This window comes from Dielma fastidiosa (assembly GCF_000313565.1).
Taxonomy (GTDB): Bacteria; Bacillota_I; Bacilli_A; order Erysipelotrichales; family Erysipelotrichaceae; genus Dielma; species Dielma fastidiosa.
Genome location: NZ_HE578923.1, coordinates 17,329 through 34,305, shown reverse-complemented (window position 1 = coordinate 34,305; position 16,977 = coordinate 17,329). Strand labels below are relative to the sequence as shown.

The window sequence follows — 16,977 nt, the reverse complement described above, 5'->3', positions numbered from 1 at the left end:
TTCACCTTCTATCGAGCAATAAATCCACGGTATGTTTTCTGTGTAGCCTGACTGGTCAATGACTTCACCGTTTCAAGAGCAACACCGACTACGATGATGATACCCGTTCCGCCTAAACCAACATTTGTATTTGCAAACGCCGGATTAACTAATGGGATCACATATGGCAGCACAGCGATAAATGCCAATGAAATTGAACCAAGTACAGTTATGCGGTTTAAAACCTTGCTGACATAATTCTTTGTTTCAGCACCAGGTCTTACACCTGGAATATATGTACCTGATTTACCGAGATTCTCGGAAATCTTTTCAGGATCGACCTGAAGATTCGTGTAGAAGAAAGTAAATAAGAGTATCAAGACTACATAGATGGCTAAACCTGTCCATGTCTGGAAGCTCAGCACCTTCTGCATCGCACGCGTGAAATCATTTTGTGTGATGAAGGTAGCAATCGTTACCGGTGCAATCATTACTGAAGAAGCAAAGATTACTGGGATAACGCTGGCTGAGTTGATCTTTAATGGCAGATAAGTCAATTCATTGGTTTTACCCTTGATTACTGTACTTGAAGTATATTGGATAGGAATTCTTCTAGTTGCTTCAGTCATTAAAACAACAAGAACGATAATTACCAAATACACAACAATATACAGCAAGAAACTCAGCATGCCGTTGGCACCTGCCGTTTCAGCCGTTACTAAAGTATCATAGGTTGATTTAAACTGACCAGGCAGATTAGCAACGATACCGGCAAAGATGATCATTGATACACCATTACCAATACCCTTAGCTGAAATCTGGTCACCAATCCAAAGCAGGAACATTGTTCCGGCAGTTAAAACGATAGCAACGAAGATATAAGATGCAAAACTGTTATTCAGCAGCAGATGATAATTTTTATCAAATGCATACGTCATTGTAGCTGCCTGGAAGAAACACAGTACGACACCGAGGTATCTTGTGTAACGGTCAATGACCTTACGTCCAGTCTGTCCCTGCTTTGACAATTCAGTCAAAGCCGGAATCACATCCATTGACAGCAATTGGATGATGATAGAACCTGTGATATAAGGTCCTACACCCATTGCAAAGATTGAGAATTGCTGAAAGTGTCCGCCACCCAGCAAGTTCATCATCGCCAACAGTGAATTACTGTCCGTACCAGCCAGCAGCGCCCCTGTATCAACATTAGGAACCGGAATGTTTGCTCCGAAACGGAAGATAAACAACATGGCACATGTAAACAGGATTCTCTTACGAATATCCTTGTTTTTGAACATGTTGACTGCTGTGGCAAACATCTTAGATTACCTCAACTTTTCCGCCTGCTTGTTCAATGGTAGATACAGCTGACCCAGAAAATTTATTAGCCTTTACAGTTAATTTTTTCTCTAATTCGCCTTGTCCCAAGATTTTAATTCCATCCAGTTCTTTTCTTACAAGACCTGTTTCAATCAATAATTCAGGAGTTACAACTGTATCGTTTTCGAAAACGTTTAAGCTCTCAACATTAACGATTGCAAATACTTTACGATTGAAGTTTGTAAATCCACGTTTTGGTAAACGTCTCATGATTGGTGTCTGTCCACCTTCAAAACCTAAACGAACACCACCGCCGCTGCGAGCGTTTTGTCCCTTTTGACCTTTACCAGATGTTTTACCATGTCCAGAACCATGTCCGCGTCCGATTCTCTTTCTTTCGCGTCTAGCTCCTTCTGTATAACTCATTTCATGTAATTTCATGTGTTGTCCTCCCTCTAACGAATTTCCTGAGGCTTTTTATCACGAAGACGAGCAGTTTCTTCGATTGTCTTCAGATTCTGAAGAGCGTTGATCGTTGCACTTACCATGTTAACTGGTGTGCGTGACCCCAAGCACTTAGACAGGATATCGCTGAATCCAGCCAATTCCAGTACATCACGTACAGCGCCGCCAGCGATAACTCCAGTACCTTCTGAAGCCGGGCGGAGCAGGATTTCACCGGCACCGAATTTACCAACGATTTCATGTGGAATAGTTGTTCCGTTTACGATAGCAACATTGAAGACATTCTTCTTAGCATCTTCAATGGCTTTTTTGATAGCATCAGGTACTTCATTAGCTTTACCTGTACCGAAACCTACACGTCCCTTTTTATCACCGATCACGACAAGAGCAGCAAAGCGGAAACGGCGTCCACCTTTAACAACCTTGGTAACACGATTGATCGTAACGACGCGTTCTTCAAATTCTTTTTCGCGTTCGCGGTCTCTTCTTGGTTTGCGTTCCATTTTTCGCATGACCTCCTTAAAATTTCAGTCCGGCTTCACGGGCTGCTTCAGCCACTGCCTTGACACGTCCGTGGTAAATATATCCGCCACGGTCAAATACTACATTTTCAATACCGGCAGCCAATGCGCGCTTTGCAACTTCTGTACCAACAGCCGCTGCAGCAGCAACATTACCGCCATTTTCTAACTTCAATTCAACACTGCTGGCAGCAACTAAAGTTTTGCCTGCAACATCATCAATAATCTGCACATGGATATGTGCGTTTGAACGGAATACGTTTAAGCGAGGGCATTCAGCAGTACCATTGACTTTGGTACGAACACGTGCATGACGACGTAAACGTTCATCGTTTCTTGAAACTTTCTTAAGCATGTTACGATTGCTCCTTTCTCGCTATTTCTTACCTGCTGTCTTACCTTCCTTACGACGAACATATTCACCCTTATAGCGAATACCTTTGCCCTTGTAAGGTTCTGGTTTTCTAGCAGCACGGATATTAGCAGCAAATTCACCGACTTTTTGTTTATCAATACCTGATACAACAATTTCCGTAGGTGAAGCACATTCAACTTTAACATCATCAACTAAATCAAAGATTACTTGATGAGAATAGCCGATGTTTAATTGCAGTTTGTTACCTGAAATAGCAGAACGGAAACCGATACCAACTAATTCAAGACGCTTCTCGAATCCTTCAGATACACCAACAACCATGTTGTGCAGCAATGCACGAGTTGTTCCGTGAAGTTGTTTTGTTGTTTTATTGTCATCCGGACGGATAACTTTGCATTCACCATCTTCAACAGAAATTGTTAAGAACGGTGCAAATTGACGTGATAAAGTTCCCTTAGGACCTTTAACAGTCACTTCATTCCCTTCAGCAACCGTAATCTCTACGCCTGCAGGAATGGTAATCGTTTTATTACCGATACGTGACATAAATGTTCTCCTTTATTACCAAACGTAAGCCAGCACTTCGCCGCCAACGTGTTTAGCTCTAGCTTCTCTGTCAGTCATCAGACCGTGAGATGTTGAGATAATAGCGATACCAAGACCATTCAATACTCTAGGAATAGAATCTACTTTTGCGTAAACACGTAAACCTGGTTTTGAAATTCTCTTTAATCCGCTAATGATTTTTTCGTTGTTAGCACCATATTTCAGGGTAACTGTTAATACTTTTTTAACATCGCCTTCAACTTTATAATCAGTAATGAAACCTTCTGATTTCAAAATCTTAGCAATTTCAATCTTTTCTTTACTTGCTGGAATCTCAACTGATTCGTGACGGGCTTGAAGCGCGTTACGAACTCTAGTCAGCATATCAGCAATCGGATCTGTCATCATCATGACTCAATTCCTCCTATCTCTTACCAACTAGCCTTCTTCACTCCAGGGATCTGACCTTTGTAAGCCAGCTCACGGAAGCAAATACGGCAGAGTTTGTATTTACGTAAAACTGAGTGAGGACGTCCGCAACGTTCGCAACGTGTATATTCACGAGTTGAGAACTTTTGAGGGCGATTTGCTTTGAGTACCATCGCTTTTTTTGCCATATCTTATTGTCCTCCCTATTTCTGGAAAGGCATGCCTAATTCTTCAAGCAGCGCCTTAGCTTCTTCATTTGTTTTTGCAGTTGTTACGATAACAACATCCATCCCGCGAACCTTATTTACTTTATCAAAGTTGATTTCTGGGAAAATGATTTGTTCCTTAACACCTAATGTATAGTTACCACGACCATCAAAAGCCGTTTTGCTGACACCACGGAAATCTCTTACACGAGGCAGTGAAATGTTCATCAGCTTATCTAAGAAATCATACATGTAGTCTTTGCGCAATGTAACTTTACAGCCGATCGGCATACCTTCACGAAGTTTGAAGTTTGCGATTGACTTTTTAGCTTTAGTGATTACCGGCTTCTGACCAGTGATCTGAGTCAGTTCAGCAACAGCTTCTTCTAAAGTTTTAGGATTAGCGATAGCATCGCCGCATCCCATATTGATAACTACTTTATCAATAACAGGTACTTCCATTACAGATTTGTACCCGAATTTCTTCATCATGTTTTCTACAACTGTATTGTTGTATTTTTCCTGTAGGCGGTTCATCTCTTAGCTCCCCCCTATTTCACTTCAGCGCCAGTAGCTTTGTACACGCGCACTTTTTTGCCATCAGCAATTTTGAAGCCAACTCTGCTTGCTTTTTTAGCTTTGCTGTCATACAGCATAACATTTGAAACATGAATTGGAGCTTCCATTTCAACAATTCCGCCGTCCGGATTAGCTTGAGTCGGTTTCATGTGTTTCTTAACTAAGTTAACACCTTCAACGATGACTTTGCTCTCTTTAGGAAGAACTTTAGTTACTTCAGCGATTGTGCCTTTGTAAGCACCTGTAATAACTTGAACCTTATCACCTTTTTTGATCTTCACAAGGGCACCTCCTATAATACTTCTGGTGCCAAAGATACAATTTTCATGTAATCCTTGTCACGCAGCTCTCTTGCCACTGGTCCGAAAATACGTGTACCACGTGGTGTCTTATCATCCTTGATAAGTACAACAGCGTTGTCATCAAATTTGATATAAGTACCATTCTCACGGCGGATACCGCGGCGAGTACGTACGATTACACCTTTAACAACATCACCTTTTTTAACAGTTCCGCCAGTAGCAGCCTGTTTTACTGCACATACAACAACATCACCAATGTTGCTGAATTTTCTTTTACTTCCACCTAGTCCACGAATAACTAATACTTCTTTAGCTCCCGTGTTGTCAGCTACTCGTAATCTACTTTCATTTTGAATCATGAACGTTACCTCCTAGCGACTAAAGAACTTCGGCTTTATCGATGACTTTAACTAAGCGGAAACGTTTAGTTGCTGACAATGGACGAGTTTCCATAATTTCAACTCTATCACCGATTCTAGCTTCGTTGTTCTCATCATGAGCCTTGAATTTCTTAGAATATTTAACACGTTTACCATATAAAGGGTGTGTTTTTTTAGTTTCAACAATGATTGTAATTGTCTTATCCATTTTATCGGAAACAACAGTTCCACGATAAACTTTACGGTTAGATCTTTCTTCCATTCTCTTCGATCCTCCTAATCTTGATTACTAAGCTCGCGCTCAGTCATCACTGTTTTAATACGAGCAATAGATTTCTTAATTTCTCTCATTCTTGCAGGATTTGTTAATTGTCCAGTTGCTTGTTGGAAACGAAGGTTAAAGAGTTCAGCTTTAAGCGTTTCGATATCATTCAGCAATTCAGCATTGCTTTTTTCTCTGATTTCCTTGACTGTCATGTGTTACTCCTCCTCGCCCTTACGTACAAATTTACATTTAACTGGAAGTTTGTGAGAAGCAAGACGGAACGCTTCACGAGCAGTTGCTTCGTCAACGCCGCCGATTTCAAACATAACACGACCAGGTTTAACTACTGCTACCCATCCTTCAGGTGCACCTTTACCAGATCCCATACGTACTTCCAATGGTTTTCTTGTGATTGCCATGTGTGGGAAAATTTTGATCCAAACTTGTCCGCCACGTTTCATATAACGTGTCATCGCAATACGTGCTGCTTCAATCTGACGGTTACTTACGTAGTTACCAGAATCAGCAACAAGACCGAATTCACCGAATGCAACAGCACGGCCAGCTTTTGACTTACCTTCGTAACTCAAACGGTGAGGTCTTCTATATTTAGTTCTATTAGGCATTAACATAGATTATTTTCCTCCTTCAACTGCCGGAGCTGCTGTTTCAGCTTCCTTAACTGGAGCTGCCTTAGCGTTATTGTTGTTAGGACGACGATCCCCGTTATTCGGACGACGGTTGTTGTTGCGGCGACGTCTATCATTAGCAGGCTGTTTTGGTGCTTCTGGTTCCTGAACCATTTGTCCAGGCAGAACTTCACCGCGGCAGATCCAAACTTTAACACCTAAGCGGCCATAAGTAGTAGATGCTTCTTCATGTGCATAATCGATATCAGCACGTAATGTGTGAAGAGGTACAACCCCTTCAGAATAACCTTCTGAACGAGCGATATCAGCTCCGCCTAAACGGCCGGATACTGAAGTTTTGATACCCTTAGCACCAGAACGCATCGTCTTTTGAATAGCTCTTTTCTGAGCAGTTCTGAATGATGCACGCTGTTCCAGCTGATCGGCAATGCTTCTTGCAACGATACGAGCGTCTAAATCAGGGTTAGCAATTTCAACTACCTTGATGAATACGTTCTTACCATTTGTTAATTTAACCAGTTTTTTCTTGATCACTTCAACAGCTTCGCCATTTGTACCGATGATAACACCTGGACGAGCTGAACGAATGATTACTTCAACGCGGTTCTTTGAACGTTCGATTTCAATTCTTGATACGGAAGCAGCTTTTAACTCTTTGAATAAGAATTCACGAATCTTAACGTCTTCCAGTAATAAATCGGCATAATCTTTGTCTGCATACCATCTTGATTCCCAATCACGAATGACACCGACACGTAATCCGATTGGACTAACTTTTTGTCCCATGAGCTACCTCCTTAATCACGTTCACTAACCACAAATGTGATGTGGCTAGTGCGCTTATGAATTGCGCTTGCGCTGCCTTTTGCACGCGGCATGAATCTTTTCAATACGATACCTTCGTTTGCGTAACAAGCTTTTACATACAGGTTTTCTTCATCCATGCCATTGTTGTTAACAGCATTGGCAATCGCTGAATTTAATACTTTTAATGATGCATCGGCAGCAAAATTTGATGTATATTTCAAAATTGCTTTCGCTTCTTCAACATCCTTACCACGAACCAGATCAAGTACAAGACGAGCTTTTCTAGGTGGGATGCGTAATGTTTTTGCAGTTGCTTTAACTTCCATCATTTACTTCCTCCTATCTCTTAGCTTTCTTATCATCGGCTCCATGGCCTGAGTATTTGCGAGTTGGCACGAATTCACCTAATTTGTGACCAACCATATCTTCTGTAACATAAACTGGAAGATGTTCTTTACCATTGTAAACGGCAAATGTGTGTTCAACGAATTGAGGGAAGATTGTAGAACGACGTGACCAAGTTTTAATTACTTCTTTTTTACCAGACTCATTCAGTTTTTCCACTTTCTTCATTAAGTGTTCATCACAGAAAGGTCCTTTTTTCAAACTACGACTCATTTTTTAATTTCCTCCTTTCGCTTACTTGCCATTGCGACGACGAACGATCAGTTTAGTCGAAGCTTTTTTGCTCTTACGAGTTTTAACACCCATAGCTTTTTTACCCCATGGCGTCATTGGTGACTTACGTCCAACTGGTGTACGGCCTTCACCACCACCGTGAGGGTGATCGTTAGGGTTCATAACTGAACCACGAACCGTAGGTCTGATACCTAACCAGCGTGAGCGACCTGCTTTACCCAGATTTACCAGGCTGTGGTCTTCGTTACCAACTTGTCCGATAGTAGCACGGCAGTTAGCTAAGATTTTACGTACTTCGCCAGAGGCAAGACGTACTGTTACATATTTATCTTCGATACCAAGAATCTGAGCTGAAACACCAGCTGAACGAGCCAGCTGACCGCCCTTGCCAGGTTTCAATTCAACGTTGTGAATGAATGTACCTTCAGGCATGTGACGCATTTCCAAGCAGTTACCAACCTTGATATCAGCTGTTTCACCAGAAAGCAGTGTTGTGCCGACCGTTAATCCCTTTGGAGCCAGGATATAACGTTTTTCACCATCTGCATAGTTTAACAATGCGATGTTTGCTGATCTGTTTGGATCGTATTCGATAGTAGCAACCTTAGCAGGGATACCATCTTTGTTTCTCTTGAAATCGATAATACGGTATTGGCGCTTATGGCCTCCACCTTGGTGACGAGTAGTGATACGTCCGTTATTGTTACGGCCACCTTTGCTTCCTAAAGGAGCAAGCAGTGAGCGTTCAGGACTGTTCGTTGTAATTTCGTCAAATGTCAGTGTTGACATATTACGACGACCCGGGGTCGTTGGCTTATATTTCTTAATCGCCATGGATTAATTTCCTCCTTACGCATTTTAAAGGGAAATAGCGTGACTCTTCCCTGTTTCGACTATTCGCCGAATAAGTTGATGTCTTGTCCAGCAGCAATTTTAACGATTGCCTTATGTACAGGACTTGTTGTGCCAGTGTATTTACCAACACGTTTAGCTTTTGGCTTTGTGTTAACCATGTTAACTTTTTCAACATTAACACCGAAGATTTTTTCAACAGCCTGACGAACCTGAGTTCTGTTTACGCCCTTAGCAACTTCGAATGTAACCTTGTTATCTTCTTCCATCAATTTCATTGATTTCTCAGTGATGATTGGACAGATAATAATATCTCTGTAGTTATTCATTATCCTAATACCTCCTCAACGCATTTCACTGCTGCTTCAGTGAACACGATCTTGTTAGCATTTACAATGTCATAAACATTGATACCATCAGATGTCAGCATCATCATTGTAGGGATGTTGCGAACTGACAGATAAGCATTTTCGAAATCTTCTTCACTTGAAACAACAAACAATGTTTTCTTAGCTGCGCCGATTGCATCGATTGTCTTGATGAAATCTTTTGTCTTAGGAGCAGCAAATTTCAATTCATCAACAACGATCATATCATTGCTTGCCACTTTTTCAGATAATACTGATTTAAGAGCAAGACGACGAACTTTTTTGTTTAATTTGTAAGCATAGCTGCGAGGTGTAGGACCGAATACGATACCACCCTTGCGGAACTGCGGAGCTCTTGTAGAACCCTGACGAGCATTACCGGTTCCTTTTTGTCTGTAAGGCTTACGACCGCCGCCGCGAACTTCTCTGCGGTTTTTAACGTCGTGAGTACCTTGTCTCATTGATGCGCGCTGCATAACAATGGCATCAAAGATTACTTGCTGATTTGGCTCAATGCCAAACACTTCAGGATTAAGGTTAATTTCGCGAAGTTCTTTACCTTCCTGATTTAATACAACGATATTAGGCATTTTTTATTCCTCCTCAGTTTTAGTGTAGTCAACTAACACCTTAGCTGTTTTATCACCCTTGCTGCATTTTGCAGATTGGATAATAACCAGACCCTTCTTAGGACCAGGAACGTTACCCTTGATCAGGATGTAATTCTTTTCAGCATCAACCTTGATGATTTCAAGATTTTGGTTAGTTGTACGATCTGTTCCATAATGACCAGGCATTGTGAAACCAGGGTCGATCTTGTTAGTACCAAGACCAGTAGTTGCAGCTGAACCCATGCCTCTGTGATGACCAGAACCGTGTGTCTTAGGACCGATTTTCTGATTGTGACGTTTTACCGCACCAGTAAATCCGTGACCCTTGCTAGTTCCGATAACATCAACTACTTCGCCAGCGGCAAATAAGTCAACTTTAACTTCACTGCCTAATTCATAGCTCATCATTTCTTCTGAGCGAATTTCTCTGATGAAACGCTTAGGTGCTGTGTTCACTTTCGCAACATGTCCGAGAGCAGCTTTAGTAGCACGTCTTTCTTTGATGTCTTCTAAACCAAGCTGAACAGCAACATAGCCATCATTTTCAACTGTTTTCTTTTGTAAAACAATATTTGGTGTAGCTTCTACTACAGTTACAGGGATTAATACACCATCTTCAGTGAAGACTTGTGTCATCCCGACTTTACGTCCTAAAATTCCTTTCATGATGTTCACCTCCATCATTACAGTTTAATCTCGATGTCAACACCGCTCGGCAGTTCAAGACGACTCAGTGAATCGATTGTTTCTGCTGTAGGTCCGACAATCTCAATTAAACGTTTGTGAGTTCTAATTTCGAATTGTTCACGAGAATCTTTGTATTTGTGTACCGCACGCAAGATAGTTACTACTTGCTTTTCAGTTGGAAGAGGTACTGGTCCAACGATCTTTTTGGCACCGTGTGCCTGGGCAGCTTGAACGATCTTTTCTGCGCTAGCATCTAAGATTCTGTGTTCGTAAGCTTTTAAGCGAATTCTTACGCTGTTTTTTGCCATGAAATAAATCTCCTTTCGTCTATATCTGTGATAGACCCGCTCGGTGCGAATTCCCCCGGCTCACTGGGTCATGACAACGTCTCTCAGTGTGTCGGCAACCTCGCATGTCCACGCGGTAACAGAGGTATTATAGCAAAGAATAACCCTGTATTGCAAGTCTTTTTTTAAAAAAATCCCATAAAATTCGGCTTTTTTTCAATTACCCCAATTTTTTGCTGCACAGTCTAAAATGATAGCGGTTACATTTAATTTCACAGCTTTTTATATAGGAATTTTATATATTTTACCCAAATTTTAAATTTATTATCATCAAATCTGCCAGCATATTCTGAAAAAAAGCTCATCCGTTCAGAAATACTGTTTCCTTTCGAATGAGCTAATTCAATTTATTTTTTTATATTTATATACTTATTTTTCCACAATCGTTCCATTCAAAGCATAGTTTGCCGCGTTGATGCCGGCAATCTTACCCCAAACGATACAGCTTGTATTAGCCAAACCGCCAATATTAGCGCCGCCGCCGACATTAGCACCACCAGTTAATTCACCGCATTGGAACAAGCCGGGAATCGGCTGAGCGTCTTTATCTAATGTTTGAGCACTCGTATTCATTAATGGACCGCCCTTAGTAAGCATAACATAAGGAATTGTCTTGACTGCATACAGCGTCGAATCAATCGGTGTTCTCTCATCAGTTCTGCCCATTGGATCAGTACCTGTCTCAATACCTTCATTATAAGCATCAATGGTTGCCTGAAGCGCTGCTGTATCCATATTGATCAGCTTGGCAAGCTCTTCAACTGAATCAGCTTTAAATACAACCTCGCCCTTAGCTAATTCTTCATTAAACATTTTCCAGTTTTCATCCTTCTTTAAGATTGGTTCTTGATTGTCAACTACTTTCTGATCAAAAATCATCCATACGATGTTGTGCGGCGCACTTGCCCAGAAGGCCTTCTTCTGACTGTCTAAATTCTCAAATTCATTCATGTGACGCTGACCTTCCGCATCCACCCAGATCGTATTAGGATAACCGGTATTATTGGCTGTCACTGAATGTACAAAACCTGTATCAGATACCGGCACACCGCCGGCATAAGCTGGCAGATAATCCATATTGTTTAACACAGCGCCCGCTTTTAAAGCAAATGTATAGCCGTCCCCTGTTACAAATTCAGGTGCATCAGTTAAAACATTCTCAAAATTATAATCATGAAGCATCGTTTCATTATGACCATAACCGCCAGTTGCCAAAATCACTGATTTGCTGCGATATTCAGTTCCATCCGTTAATATAACGCCGGTTACAGCTCCCTCTTCAATAATAATATCTTTGACTTCAGTATTTAATAATATTTCTAATACGCCTTCATTCACTTTTTCTTCAAGCAGCGGCTTTACGATAGCCACCATCTCTTGACCTTTACCGCTTACACGATGTTCTCTTGGTATACCAAATGCATCATAAGAACCAGGCTGTGTCGGTATACGGTCTCCAAAATCAGCCCCCAGTGAATCCATCCAATCAACAGCTGCAGCCGCCTTAGATACATGCTTGGCTGTCAATTCAGGCACATTAATGCCGCCGCCCATTCTTTCAATATCGGCAATAAAATTCTCTTCAGTATCTTCAATACCTGCCGCTTCCTGCATTTTAGTACCAGCGCCGCTCAGCGTACCGCCGGCATATCGTATTGAACCGCCAAGATCTGAGTTCTTTTCAATCAGCATTACCTTAGCGCCATTTGTGCTTGCTTCCAAAGCCGCATTCATACCAGAAAAGCCGCCGCCGATAACAATGACATCCGGATCAGTAAATGTAAGTGTCTGTTTTTCATCTTCCTTATTCTCATCAACAGTTTTGCCGCTTGCCTTTTCCAGCGCTTGCTCAACAGCATTGATGATTGCTTCGCTAGTAAAAGTAGCCCCAGCAACAATATCAACTTCCGTTGAATTCTTCTCCACAATGGCATTAGGCACTGTTTCAATAGCTGGATCAGAAATTCCCGGTGTTTCCTTATGATCAGTAACAATTACTGACTCAATCTTATCAGAAGCTATTTTCACTTCAACCGTAACATCACCATTCATCCCCTTGGCACTGCCTGCATATGTGCCATCTTTATAAATAGATGCTGATGAAGATGGTCCCGAACATGCCGATAATGCGAGTGTCATCATTAAGCATACCGCCAATGCTGACAACCGCCGATATAATCTTTTCATAAATCCTCCATTTCTCCGTCATACTGACTGGTTTATTAAGAAAAGCTGTCTCCCCTTTTCATTCAATCCCAGCTCTCTCTACCTACCATTATAATGATTGTGAAATTTTAATCAAGTGCTGTGTTAAATAAAAAAGAACTCCCGAAGAAGTTCTTATGCTAAGTTATTCTTTTACACCGCTCATTGTTATACTGCTGAGCTTATTGAGACGTTTAACCAAAATCGGCACTAAGATAATTGCAGCAATGAAGGTTACCAGGTTGTACCAGAAATTGTAAGGCGCTGAATAGGCCCAGGCAGCCCATGAGCCTGCCGCGCTTCCTTCCGGAAACCAGAAATACACACCGGATATTACTTGCGAAATATATTTTAAAAACATGCCGAAGCAGACACCGGTATAAAGATTTGAGAGTTTTGTATTTCCGATGTGAATAGCCGGCACGATGGATGCCAGACCGATTGCCACAAAAGGTACCACATAATCAAGCAGCACCTGCGGCACTGAAACCATATAATTGTTCAGACCAAACAGAACACCGATAACCCATGAGAGCGCTGATATTGCCGCTCCCCACCGCCAGCCCAGATGATACGATGCGATAAACAGTGCGATAACCAAAAGTTCTAAAGAACCGCCATTAGGCATCTGAATGATCGGCATCGCTGTATTAAACGCATTCAGTGCCACGGCAAGCGCTATATACATAGCAGCATAAACCATTGTTAAAACATTACTTCTAGTTTTGTCCATAAAAAAACACCTCCATGAGGCGTAAGAACATCAAAAAAGAAATTGACTCCCTACGCTAGTACTAACTAGATCAGGTCAAAGGGACTCTCTCAGCTTTTCAGCACCCCTGTCTTGACTGTATTATTATATATTACTTATATTAATGAATGCAACCTTTTCCATCATAATAATTTGCTTATGAACCAAAATCATGAAAATATTGATCTATATTAATTAGTTAGCGAGATACAATGAAGCTGCACCGTCACCATTTTAAATCAATAAGAGCTGTAACATAAACCGTCACAGCTCTTATACCAAGCAATTATCTACCGCATTATCAGATATGCCGTATATGCAGCATACATTAACAACATCACAATTCCTGAATTTTTATTAATTGTACCTTTTCTTGAAAAGATAAAGGCAATAATACTGCCGGCAATCAGTACGCCAAGATCAATGAATGTATTATTGGTAATCGTCAGCGGTGCCACAGTTGCGGACATTCCCAAGATAAAGAATATATTGAATACATTAGAACCGATGACATTTCCCATCGCAATATCACTTTCCCCTTTGCGTGTCGCTACAAACGAGGTTACCAGTTCCGGCAGTGATGTACCGATTGCCACAATCGTCAAGGCAATCAAATCCTTTCCTAATCCAAGCATTAACGCCAGGTCACTGGCACCGCTCACAACGAGCTGACCGCCGGCAACAACACCAATCAGTCCACTGCCAAGGTAAAGAAAGCTCTTGGGCCATGATAAAACATCGGTGCCGGTTTCAGCTGCCTGCTTATCACTCAGCGCAGCCATGCTTGTCGCATATATAAAAACAATAAAGAAACATAAAAGCAAAAGTCCCTCAACCCGTGAGACAACATTCACACTGCCTTCATTAAAAAATACATCTAAACCGCAGATTACCAACACCCCAGCCCCTAGTATCGACAATGGAAAATCACGGTTTAAGATTGACTTATGCACCGACAATGGGCGGATCATTGCGCATAAGCCTACGATAAATAATAAATTAAAAATATTAGAGCCGATTACATTGCCTACCGCGATCTCATTCTGACCTGTCAAACTAGCTGTAATACTAACCGCTGCCTCAGGCGCGCTGGTACCAAAGGCTACAATGGTAAGACCGATAATCAGGCTTGGAATCCCCAGCCTTTTCGCAATCGCACTGCTGCCATCAACAAAGAAATCAGCGCCTTTTACTAATAAAACAAAACCAAGAACTAGATACAAAACCGAAATCATAGTGTTCCTCCTGTTATAACGGCATAGAAAAAGACTTCTACACCCTTCGGTAAAAGTCTTGCTTCAATGTGTAACACCGGTTGGTTCTGCCAACGTGATGACGATGATTACCCTATCCTTATCAGATACAAGCTACTCCCTTTTGTTGTATTATAGCCTATACAAAATATAATTACCAGTTTTTTATGCAATCATGGCAGAGATATTATCAATATTAATTTATCTACATAATGAGACGGCTATTAACTCCCGTGATCCTGATTAAATTCTAAGCCAGGTTCCATTTTCCTTTAAACTTTTCACAGCTTTCTCATAACAAAAAAAAGAGTCCTGCCTTATCATTGACAGAACTCATAATATTTTAATACGATGGCATTGAGCCACTCTTAATTATTTCTGAGCTAATGCGCTTTGAGCTGCGACACGGCCGAATACAACAGTGTCACAAACAGCTACTGAACCTAAACGGTTACCGCCATGGATACCGCCGGTAACTTCACCAGCCGCATACAGACCTTCAATTGGATTGCCGTCTTTGTCAAGAACACGGGCATCCGCATCAATTTTTACACCGCCCATTGTATGGTGAACAGAGACAACAGAAGAGAACATGAAGTAAGGTCCGTCACCAATCTTATTGAAGTTATCAGTACGTCCGAAATCTTCATCCGTGCCCGCATCAACCATTTCATTGTAATGAGCGATTGTAGCCTTAACCTCTTCCACAGGCACACCAAAATGCTCGCAGACTTCTTCTAATGTACCGATTGCCAATACACCGTCTTTCAGACACTTATCGATTTCAGCCTGATAATCTTCATACAGCCTTTGTTCAGCAACTACAGCCGCATCAATAATTTCATAAACCATCTTATCTGTCTGTTCCAGAGTTGCTAATGAAATAACATCACGAGTACCCTTTTCATTTACGAAACGTTTGCCTTCTTTGTTAACTAACAGTGCTGTTGAATTTAAACGGGCATAATCGATATAGTAGTAATTGCCAGTCGCTGGATTGTTTACCGGATACAGCTGAATCGCATCCATATCTACAACATCTGCACCGATTGCCTGAGCCATAACGATACCGTCACCAGTAATGGCAGGTGAATTCGTATTAGGTACATTGGCATCAAGACTTGGCCACATAGTATTAACTGCTTCACGCATTTCTATATTGGCTGAGAAACCACCGGTTGTCATAATAACACCCTTATCAGCCTTAAATGTATAAGTTGCACCATCTTTATAAGTAGCGACAACACCGGTTACACGGCCATTTTCATCTTGGATCAATTCATTAGCAGTTGTTGTGAAATAAATTTCCGCACCTAATGAACGAGCTTTTTCTTCTAAAGTATCAACATAAACAGGTCCGTCACCAACCGGCCATAATGTACGGGCTACTTTGTGACCGCCATACCATGACATCTTGTCACGATATACAACCCCTACATCATCCTTCAGCCATTCTGCACTTTCCAGCGCGTTATCAACAATAACCTGAATCAATTCCTTATTGCCGCGTTCATAACCGCCTTCATAAATATCATTAAAATACTGTTCCTTACTGTCTTCGATACCTTCACCAGCCTGCAGCCAGTTATTCGGAGCTGCATATTCACCGCCTGACAGACGCGTGTTGCCGCCGGTAATATCCATCTTTTCAATTAATGCTACGGAAGATGCACCATTTTCTAATGCTTCGATAGCTGCAGTAAGACCAGCACCGCCAGCACCGATAATAACGATTTCCGCGCTGATTTCCTTATCCTCACTCTTCACCACTTCCACCGCTTTAGAATATACAGATAAATCAGCACCCGCCTGTGTCAGCGCATCACTTACACCAGAGAGAATTGCTCTTGATGTAATACTGGCACCCGTTAATACATCAACGTTCACTGACTGAGCATCAATGATTCGCTGCGGCATTGCATCAATTGCTTTAGAACCTATACCTACAGTTTCAACATTATTGCCGACATTCACTGCCGTAATTTTACCATCCTTAATAACCACGCTTACCTGCATAGGGCCGTGGAAACCATTTACCTCAACGGCATATTCACCATCGGCCGCCACATTAGCAGAAGCATCTTTACCCATTGCTTGATTTAAAGCCTCCTGCACGGCAGATAACAATGCCTTGCTTGATACCGTACAGCCGGCTACCGTATCAACTTCAGCACTTTGTTTTTCTACGATAATTGCTGGCAGCTGTTCAATAGCATTCGTACCGATACCCTGTGTTTCCCCATGTTCCAGTACCTCAACCTTTTCGATTTTATCAGCACTGACAGTCACTGCAACCTTCATATCACCGCCAAAGCCTTGGGTTACAACCTCATAAGTTCCTGCTGTATAAAGCTGTGAGCCTTGATCTGTTTTAGCACAGCCGCTAACAATCAGCAAACCGGCTAATAATAAACTTGCGATTTTCTTCATTTACTC

25 protein-coding genes and 1 riboswitch are annotated in these 16,977 nt (G+C 41.6%); all 25 genes read right to left on the bottom strand.

The genetic code is table 11. From position 1 onward, the window contains the following. Window positions 1–8 precede the first annotated feature (8 nt). The 25 genes from secY to DAHG_RS00370 all read right to left on the bottom strand — a co-directional run bounded on the left by secY (window position 9) and on the right by DAHG_RS00370 (window position 16,971). Window positions 9–1,301, bottom strand: coding sequence for a preprotein translocase subunit SecY (gene secY, locus DAHG_RS00485; protein WP_022936353.1), 1,293 nt, complete (start codon window positions 1,299–1,301; stop codon window positions 9–11). 1 nt (window position 1,302) lies between these two features. Further along, a complete protein-coding gene (gene rplO / locus DAHG_RS00480; RefSeq protein ID WP_022936352.1) occupies window positions 1,303–1,743 on the bottom strand; it encodes a 50S ribosomal protein L15 in 441 nt (146 codons plus the stop codon). Window positions 1,744–1,757: 14 nt separating this feature from the next. Continuing rightward, complete coding sequence (gene rpsE / locus DAHG_RS00475; RefSeq protein ID WP_022936351.1) at window positions 1,758–2,270, bottom strand: 30S ribosomal protein S5; 513 nt, start codon at window positions 2,268–2,270, stop codon at window positions 1,758–1,760. 16 nt (window positions 2,271–2,286) lie between these two features. Beyond that, window positions 2,287–2,643 carry a 50S ribosomal protein L18 gene (rplR, locus tag DAHG_RS00470; protein ID WP_022936350.1) on the bottom strand — a complete coding sequence of 119 codons (357 nt, stop codon included), beginning with the start codon at window positions 2,641–2,643 and terminating at the stop codon, window positions 2,287–2,289. Between the two features lie 21 nt (window positions 2,644–2,664). Then, the gene (rplF, locus tag DAHG_RS00465; RefSeq protein WP_022936349.1) at window positions 2,665–3,210 is read right to left on the bottom strand and encodes a 50S ribosomal protein L6; all 546 of its coding nucleotides are present in this window, start codon (window positions 3,208–3,210) and stop codon (window positions 2,665–2,667) included. A gap of 15 nt (window positions 3,211–3,225) precedes the next feature. Continuing rightward, window positions 3,226–3,621: a 30S ribosomal protein S8 gene (gene rpsH / locus DAHG_RS00460; RefSeq protein ID WP_022936348.1), complete on the bottom strand. Its 396-nt coding sequence runs from the start codon at window positions 3,619–3,621 to the stop codon at window positions 3,226–3,228. A gap of 20 nt (window positions 3,622–3,641) precedes the next feature. Then, window positions 3,642–3,827 (bottom strand): type Z 30S ribosomal protein S14, encoded by a 186-nt coding sequence (locus tag DAHG_RS18315; RefSeq protein ID WP_034456294.1) that lies wholly within the window; start codon window positions 3,825–3,827, stop codon window positions 3,642–3,644. A gap of 15 nt (window positions 3,828–3,842) precedes the next feature. Beyond that, entirely contained in the window at window positions 3,843–4,382 is a 540-nt protein-coding gene (gene rplE / locus DAHG_RS00455; protein ID WP_022936347.1) for a 50S ribosomal protein L5, read from the bottom strand. Window positions 4,383–4,396: 14 nt separating this feature from the next. After that, window positions 4,397–4,705: a 50S ribosomal protein L24 gene (rplX, locus tag DAHG_RS00450; protein WP_022936346.1), complete on the bottom strand. Its 309-nt coding sequence runs from the start codon at window positions 4,703–4,705 to the stop codon at window positions 4,397–4,399. A gap of 11 nt (window positions 4,706–4,716) precedes the next feature. Then, window positions 4,717–5,085: a 50S ribosomal protein L14 gene (rplN, locus tag DAHG_RS00445; protein WP_022936345.1), complete on the bottom strand. Its 369-nt coding sequence runs from the start codon at window positions 5,083–5,085 to the stop codon at window positions 4,717–4,719. A gap of 19 nt (window positions 5,086–5,104) precedes the next feature. Further along, window positions 5,105–5,368, bottom strand: coding sequence for a 30S ribosomal protein S17 (gene rpsQ, locus DAHG_RS00440; protein ID WP_022936344.1), 264 nt, complete (start codon window positions 5,366–5,368; stop codon window positions 5,105–5,107). Window positions 5,369–5,382: 14 nt separating this feature from the next. After that, the gene (rpmC, locus tag DAHG_RS00435) at window positions 5,383–5,583 is read right to left on the bottom strand and encodes a 50S ribosomal protein L29 (RefSeq protein WP_022936343.1); all 201 of its coding nucleotides are present in this window, start codon (window positions 5,581–5,583) and stop codon (window positions 5,383–5,385) included. Window positions 5,584–5,586: 3 nt separating this feature from the next. Further along, window positions 5,587–6,003 (bottom strand): 50S ribosomal protein L16, encoded by a 417-nt coding sequence (rplP, locus tag DAHG_RS00430; RefSeq protein ID WP_022936342.1) that lies wholly within the window; start codon window positions 6,001–6,003, stop codon window positions 5,587–5,589. 3 nt (window positions 6,004–6,006) lie between these two features. Further along, on the bottom strand, window positions 6,007–6,807 hold the full coding sequence (gene rpsC, locus DAHG_RS00425; RefSeq protein ID WP_022936341.1) for a 30S ribosomal protein S3: 801 nt from the start codon (window positions 6,805–6,807) through the stop codon (window positions 6,007–6,009). 11 nt (window positions 6,808–6,818) lie between these two features. Next, window positions 6,819–7,154 carry a 50S ribosomal protein L22 gene (gene rplV / locus DAHG_RS00420; protein WP_026880737.1) on the bottom strand — a complete coding sequence of 112 codons (336 nt, stop codon included), beginning with the start codon at window positions 7,152–7,154 and terminating at the stop codon, window positions 6,819–6,821. A 13-nt stretch (window positions 7,155–7,167) separates the two neighbouring features. Further along, window positions 7,168–7,446, bottom strand: coding sequence for a 30S ribosomal protein S19 (gene rpsS / locus DAHG_RS00415; protein WP_022936339.1), 279 nt, complete (start codon window positions 7,444–7,446; stop codon window positions 7,168–7,170). A 21-nt stretch (window positions 7,447–7,467) separates the two neighbouring features. Beyond that, window positions 7,468–8,301, bottom strand: a complete 834-nt coding sequence (gene rplB / locus DAHG_RS00410) for a 50S ribosomal protein L2 (protein WP_022936338.1) — start codon at window positions 8,299–8,301, stop codon at window positions 7,468–7,470. Window positions 8,302–8,360: 59 nt separating this feature from the next. Continuing rightward, window positions 8,361–8,648, bottom strand: coding sequence for a 50S ribosomal protein L23 (rplW, locus tag DAHG_RS00405; RefSeq protein ID WP_022936337.1), 288 nt, complete (start codon window positions 8,646–8,648; stop codon window positions 8,361–8,363). Continuing rightward, the gene (gene rplD, locus DAHG_RS00400) at window positions 8,648–9,277 is read right to left on the bottom strand and encodes a 50S ribosomal protein L4 (protein WP_022936336.1); all 630 of its coding nucleotides are present in this window, start codon (window positions 9,275–9,277) and stop codon (window positions 8,648–8,650) included. The genes rplW and rplD overlap by 1 nt, the downstream gene beginning before the upstream one ends. Window positions 9,278–9,280: 3 nt before the next feature. Then, a complete protein-coding gene (gene rplC / locus DAHG_RS00395; protein ID WP_022936335.1) occupies window positions 9,281–9,964 on the bottom strand; it encodes a 50S ribosomal protein L3 in 684 nt (227 codons plus the stop codon). Window positions 9,965–9,981: 17 nt separating this feature from the next. Further along, window positions 9,982–10,293: a 30S ribosomal protein S10 gene (rpsJ, locus tag DAHG_RS00390; RefSeq protein ID WP_002607415.1), complete on the bottom strand. Its 312-nt coding sequence runs from the start codon at window positions 10,291–10,293 to the stop codon at window positions 9,982–9,984. A 408-nt stretch (window positions 10,294–10,701) separates the two neighbouring features. Next, window positions 10,702–12,519, bottom strand: a complete 1,818-nt coding sequence (locus DAHG_RS00385) for an FAD-dependent oxidoreductase (protein WP_022936334.1) — start codon at window positions 12,517–12,519, stop codon at window positions 10,702–10,704. Window positions 12,520–12,682: 163 nt separating this feature from the next. Further along, complete coding sequence (locus DAHG_RS00380; RefSeq protein WP_022936333.1) at window positions 12,683–13,270, bottom strand: energy-coupled thiamine transporter ThiT; 588 nt, start codon at window positions 13,268–13,270, stop codon at window positions 12,683–12,685. Between the two features lie 30 nt (window positions 13,271–13,300). Beyond that, window positions 13,301–13,388: riboswitch (TPP riboswitch) on the bottom strand. Window positions 13,389–13,578: 190 nt separating this feature from the next. Next, the gene (locus DAHG_RS00375) at window positions 13,579–14,523 is read right to left on the bottom strand and encodes a calcium/sodium antiporter (RefSeq protein ID WP_022936332.1); all 945 of its coding nucleotides are present in this window, start codon (window positions 14,521–14,523) and stop codon (window positions 13,579–13,581) included. Between the two features lie 390 nt (window positions 14,524–14,913). Then, window positions 14,914–16,971 (bottom strand): flavocytochrome c, encoded by a 2,058-nt coding sequence (locus DAHG_RS00370; RefSeq protein WP_022936331.1) that lies wholly within the window; start codon window positions 16,969–16,971, stop codon window positions 14,914–14,916. Window positions 16,972–16,977 lie beyond the last annotated feature (6 nt).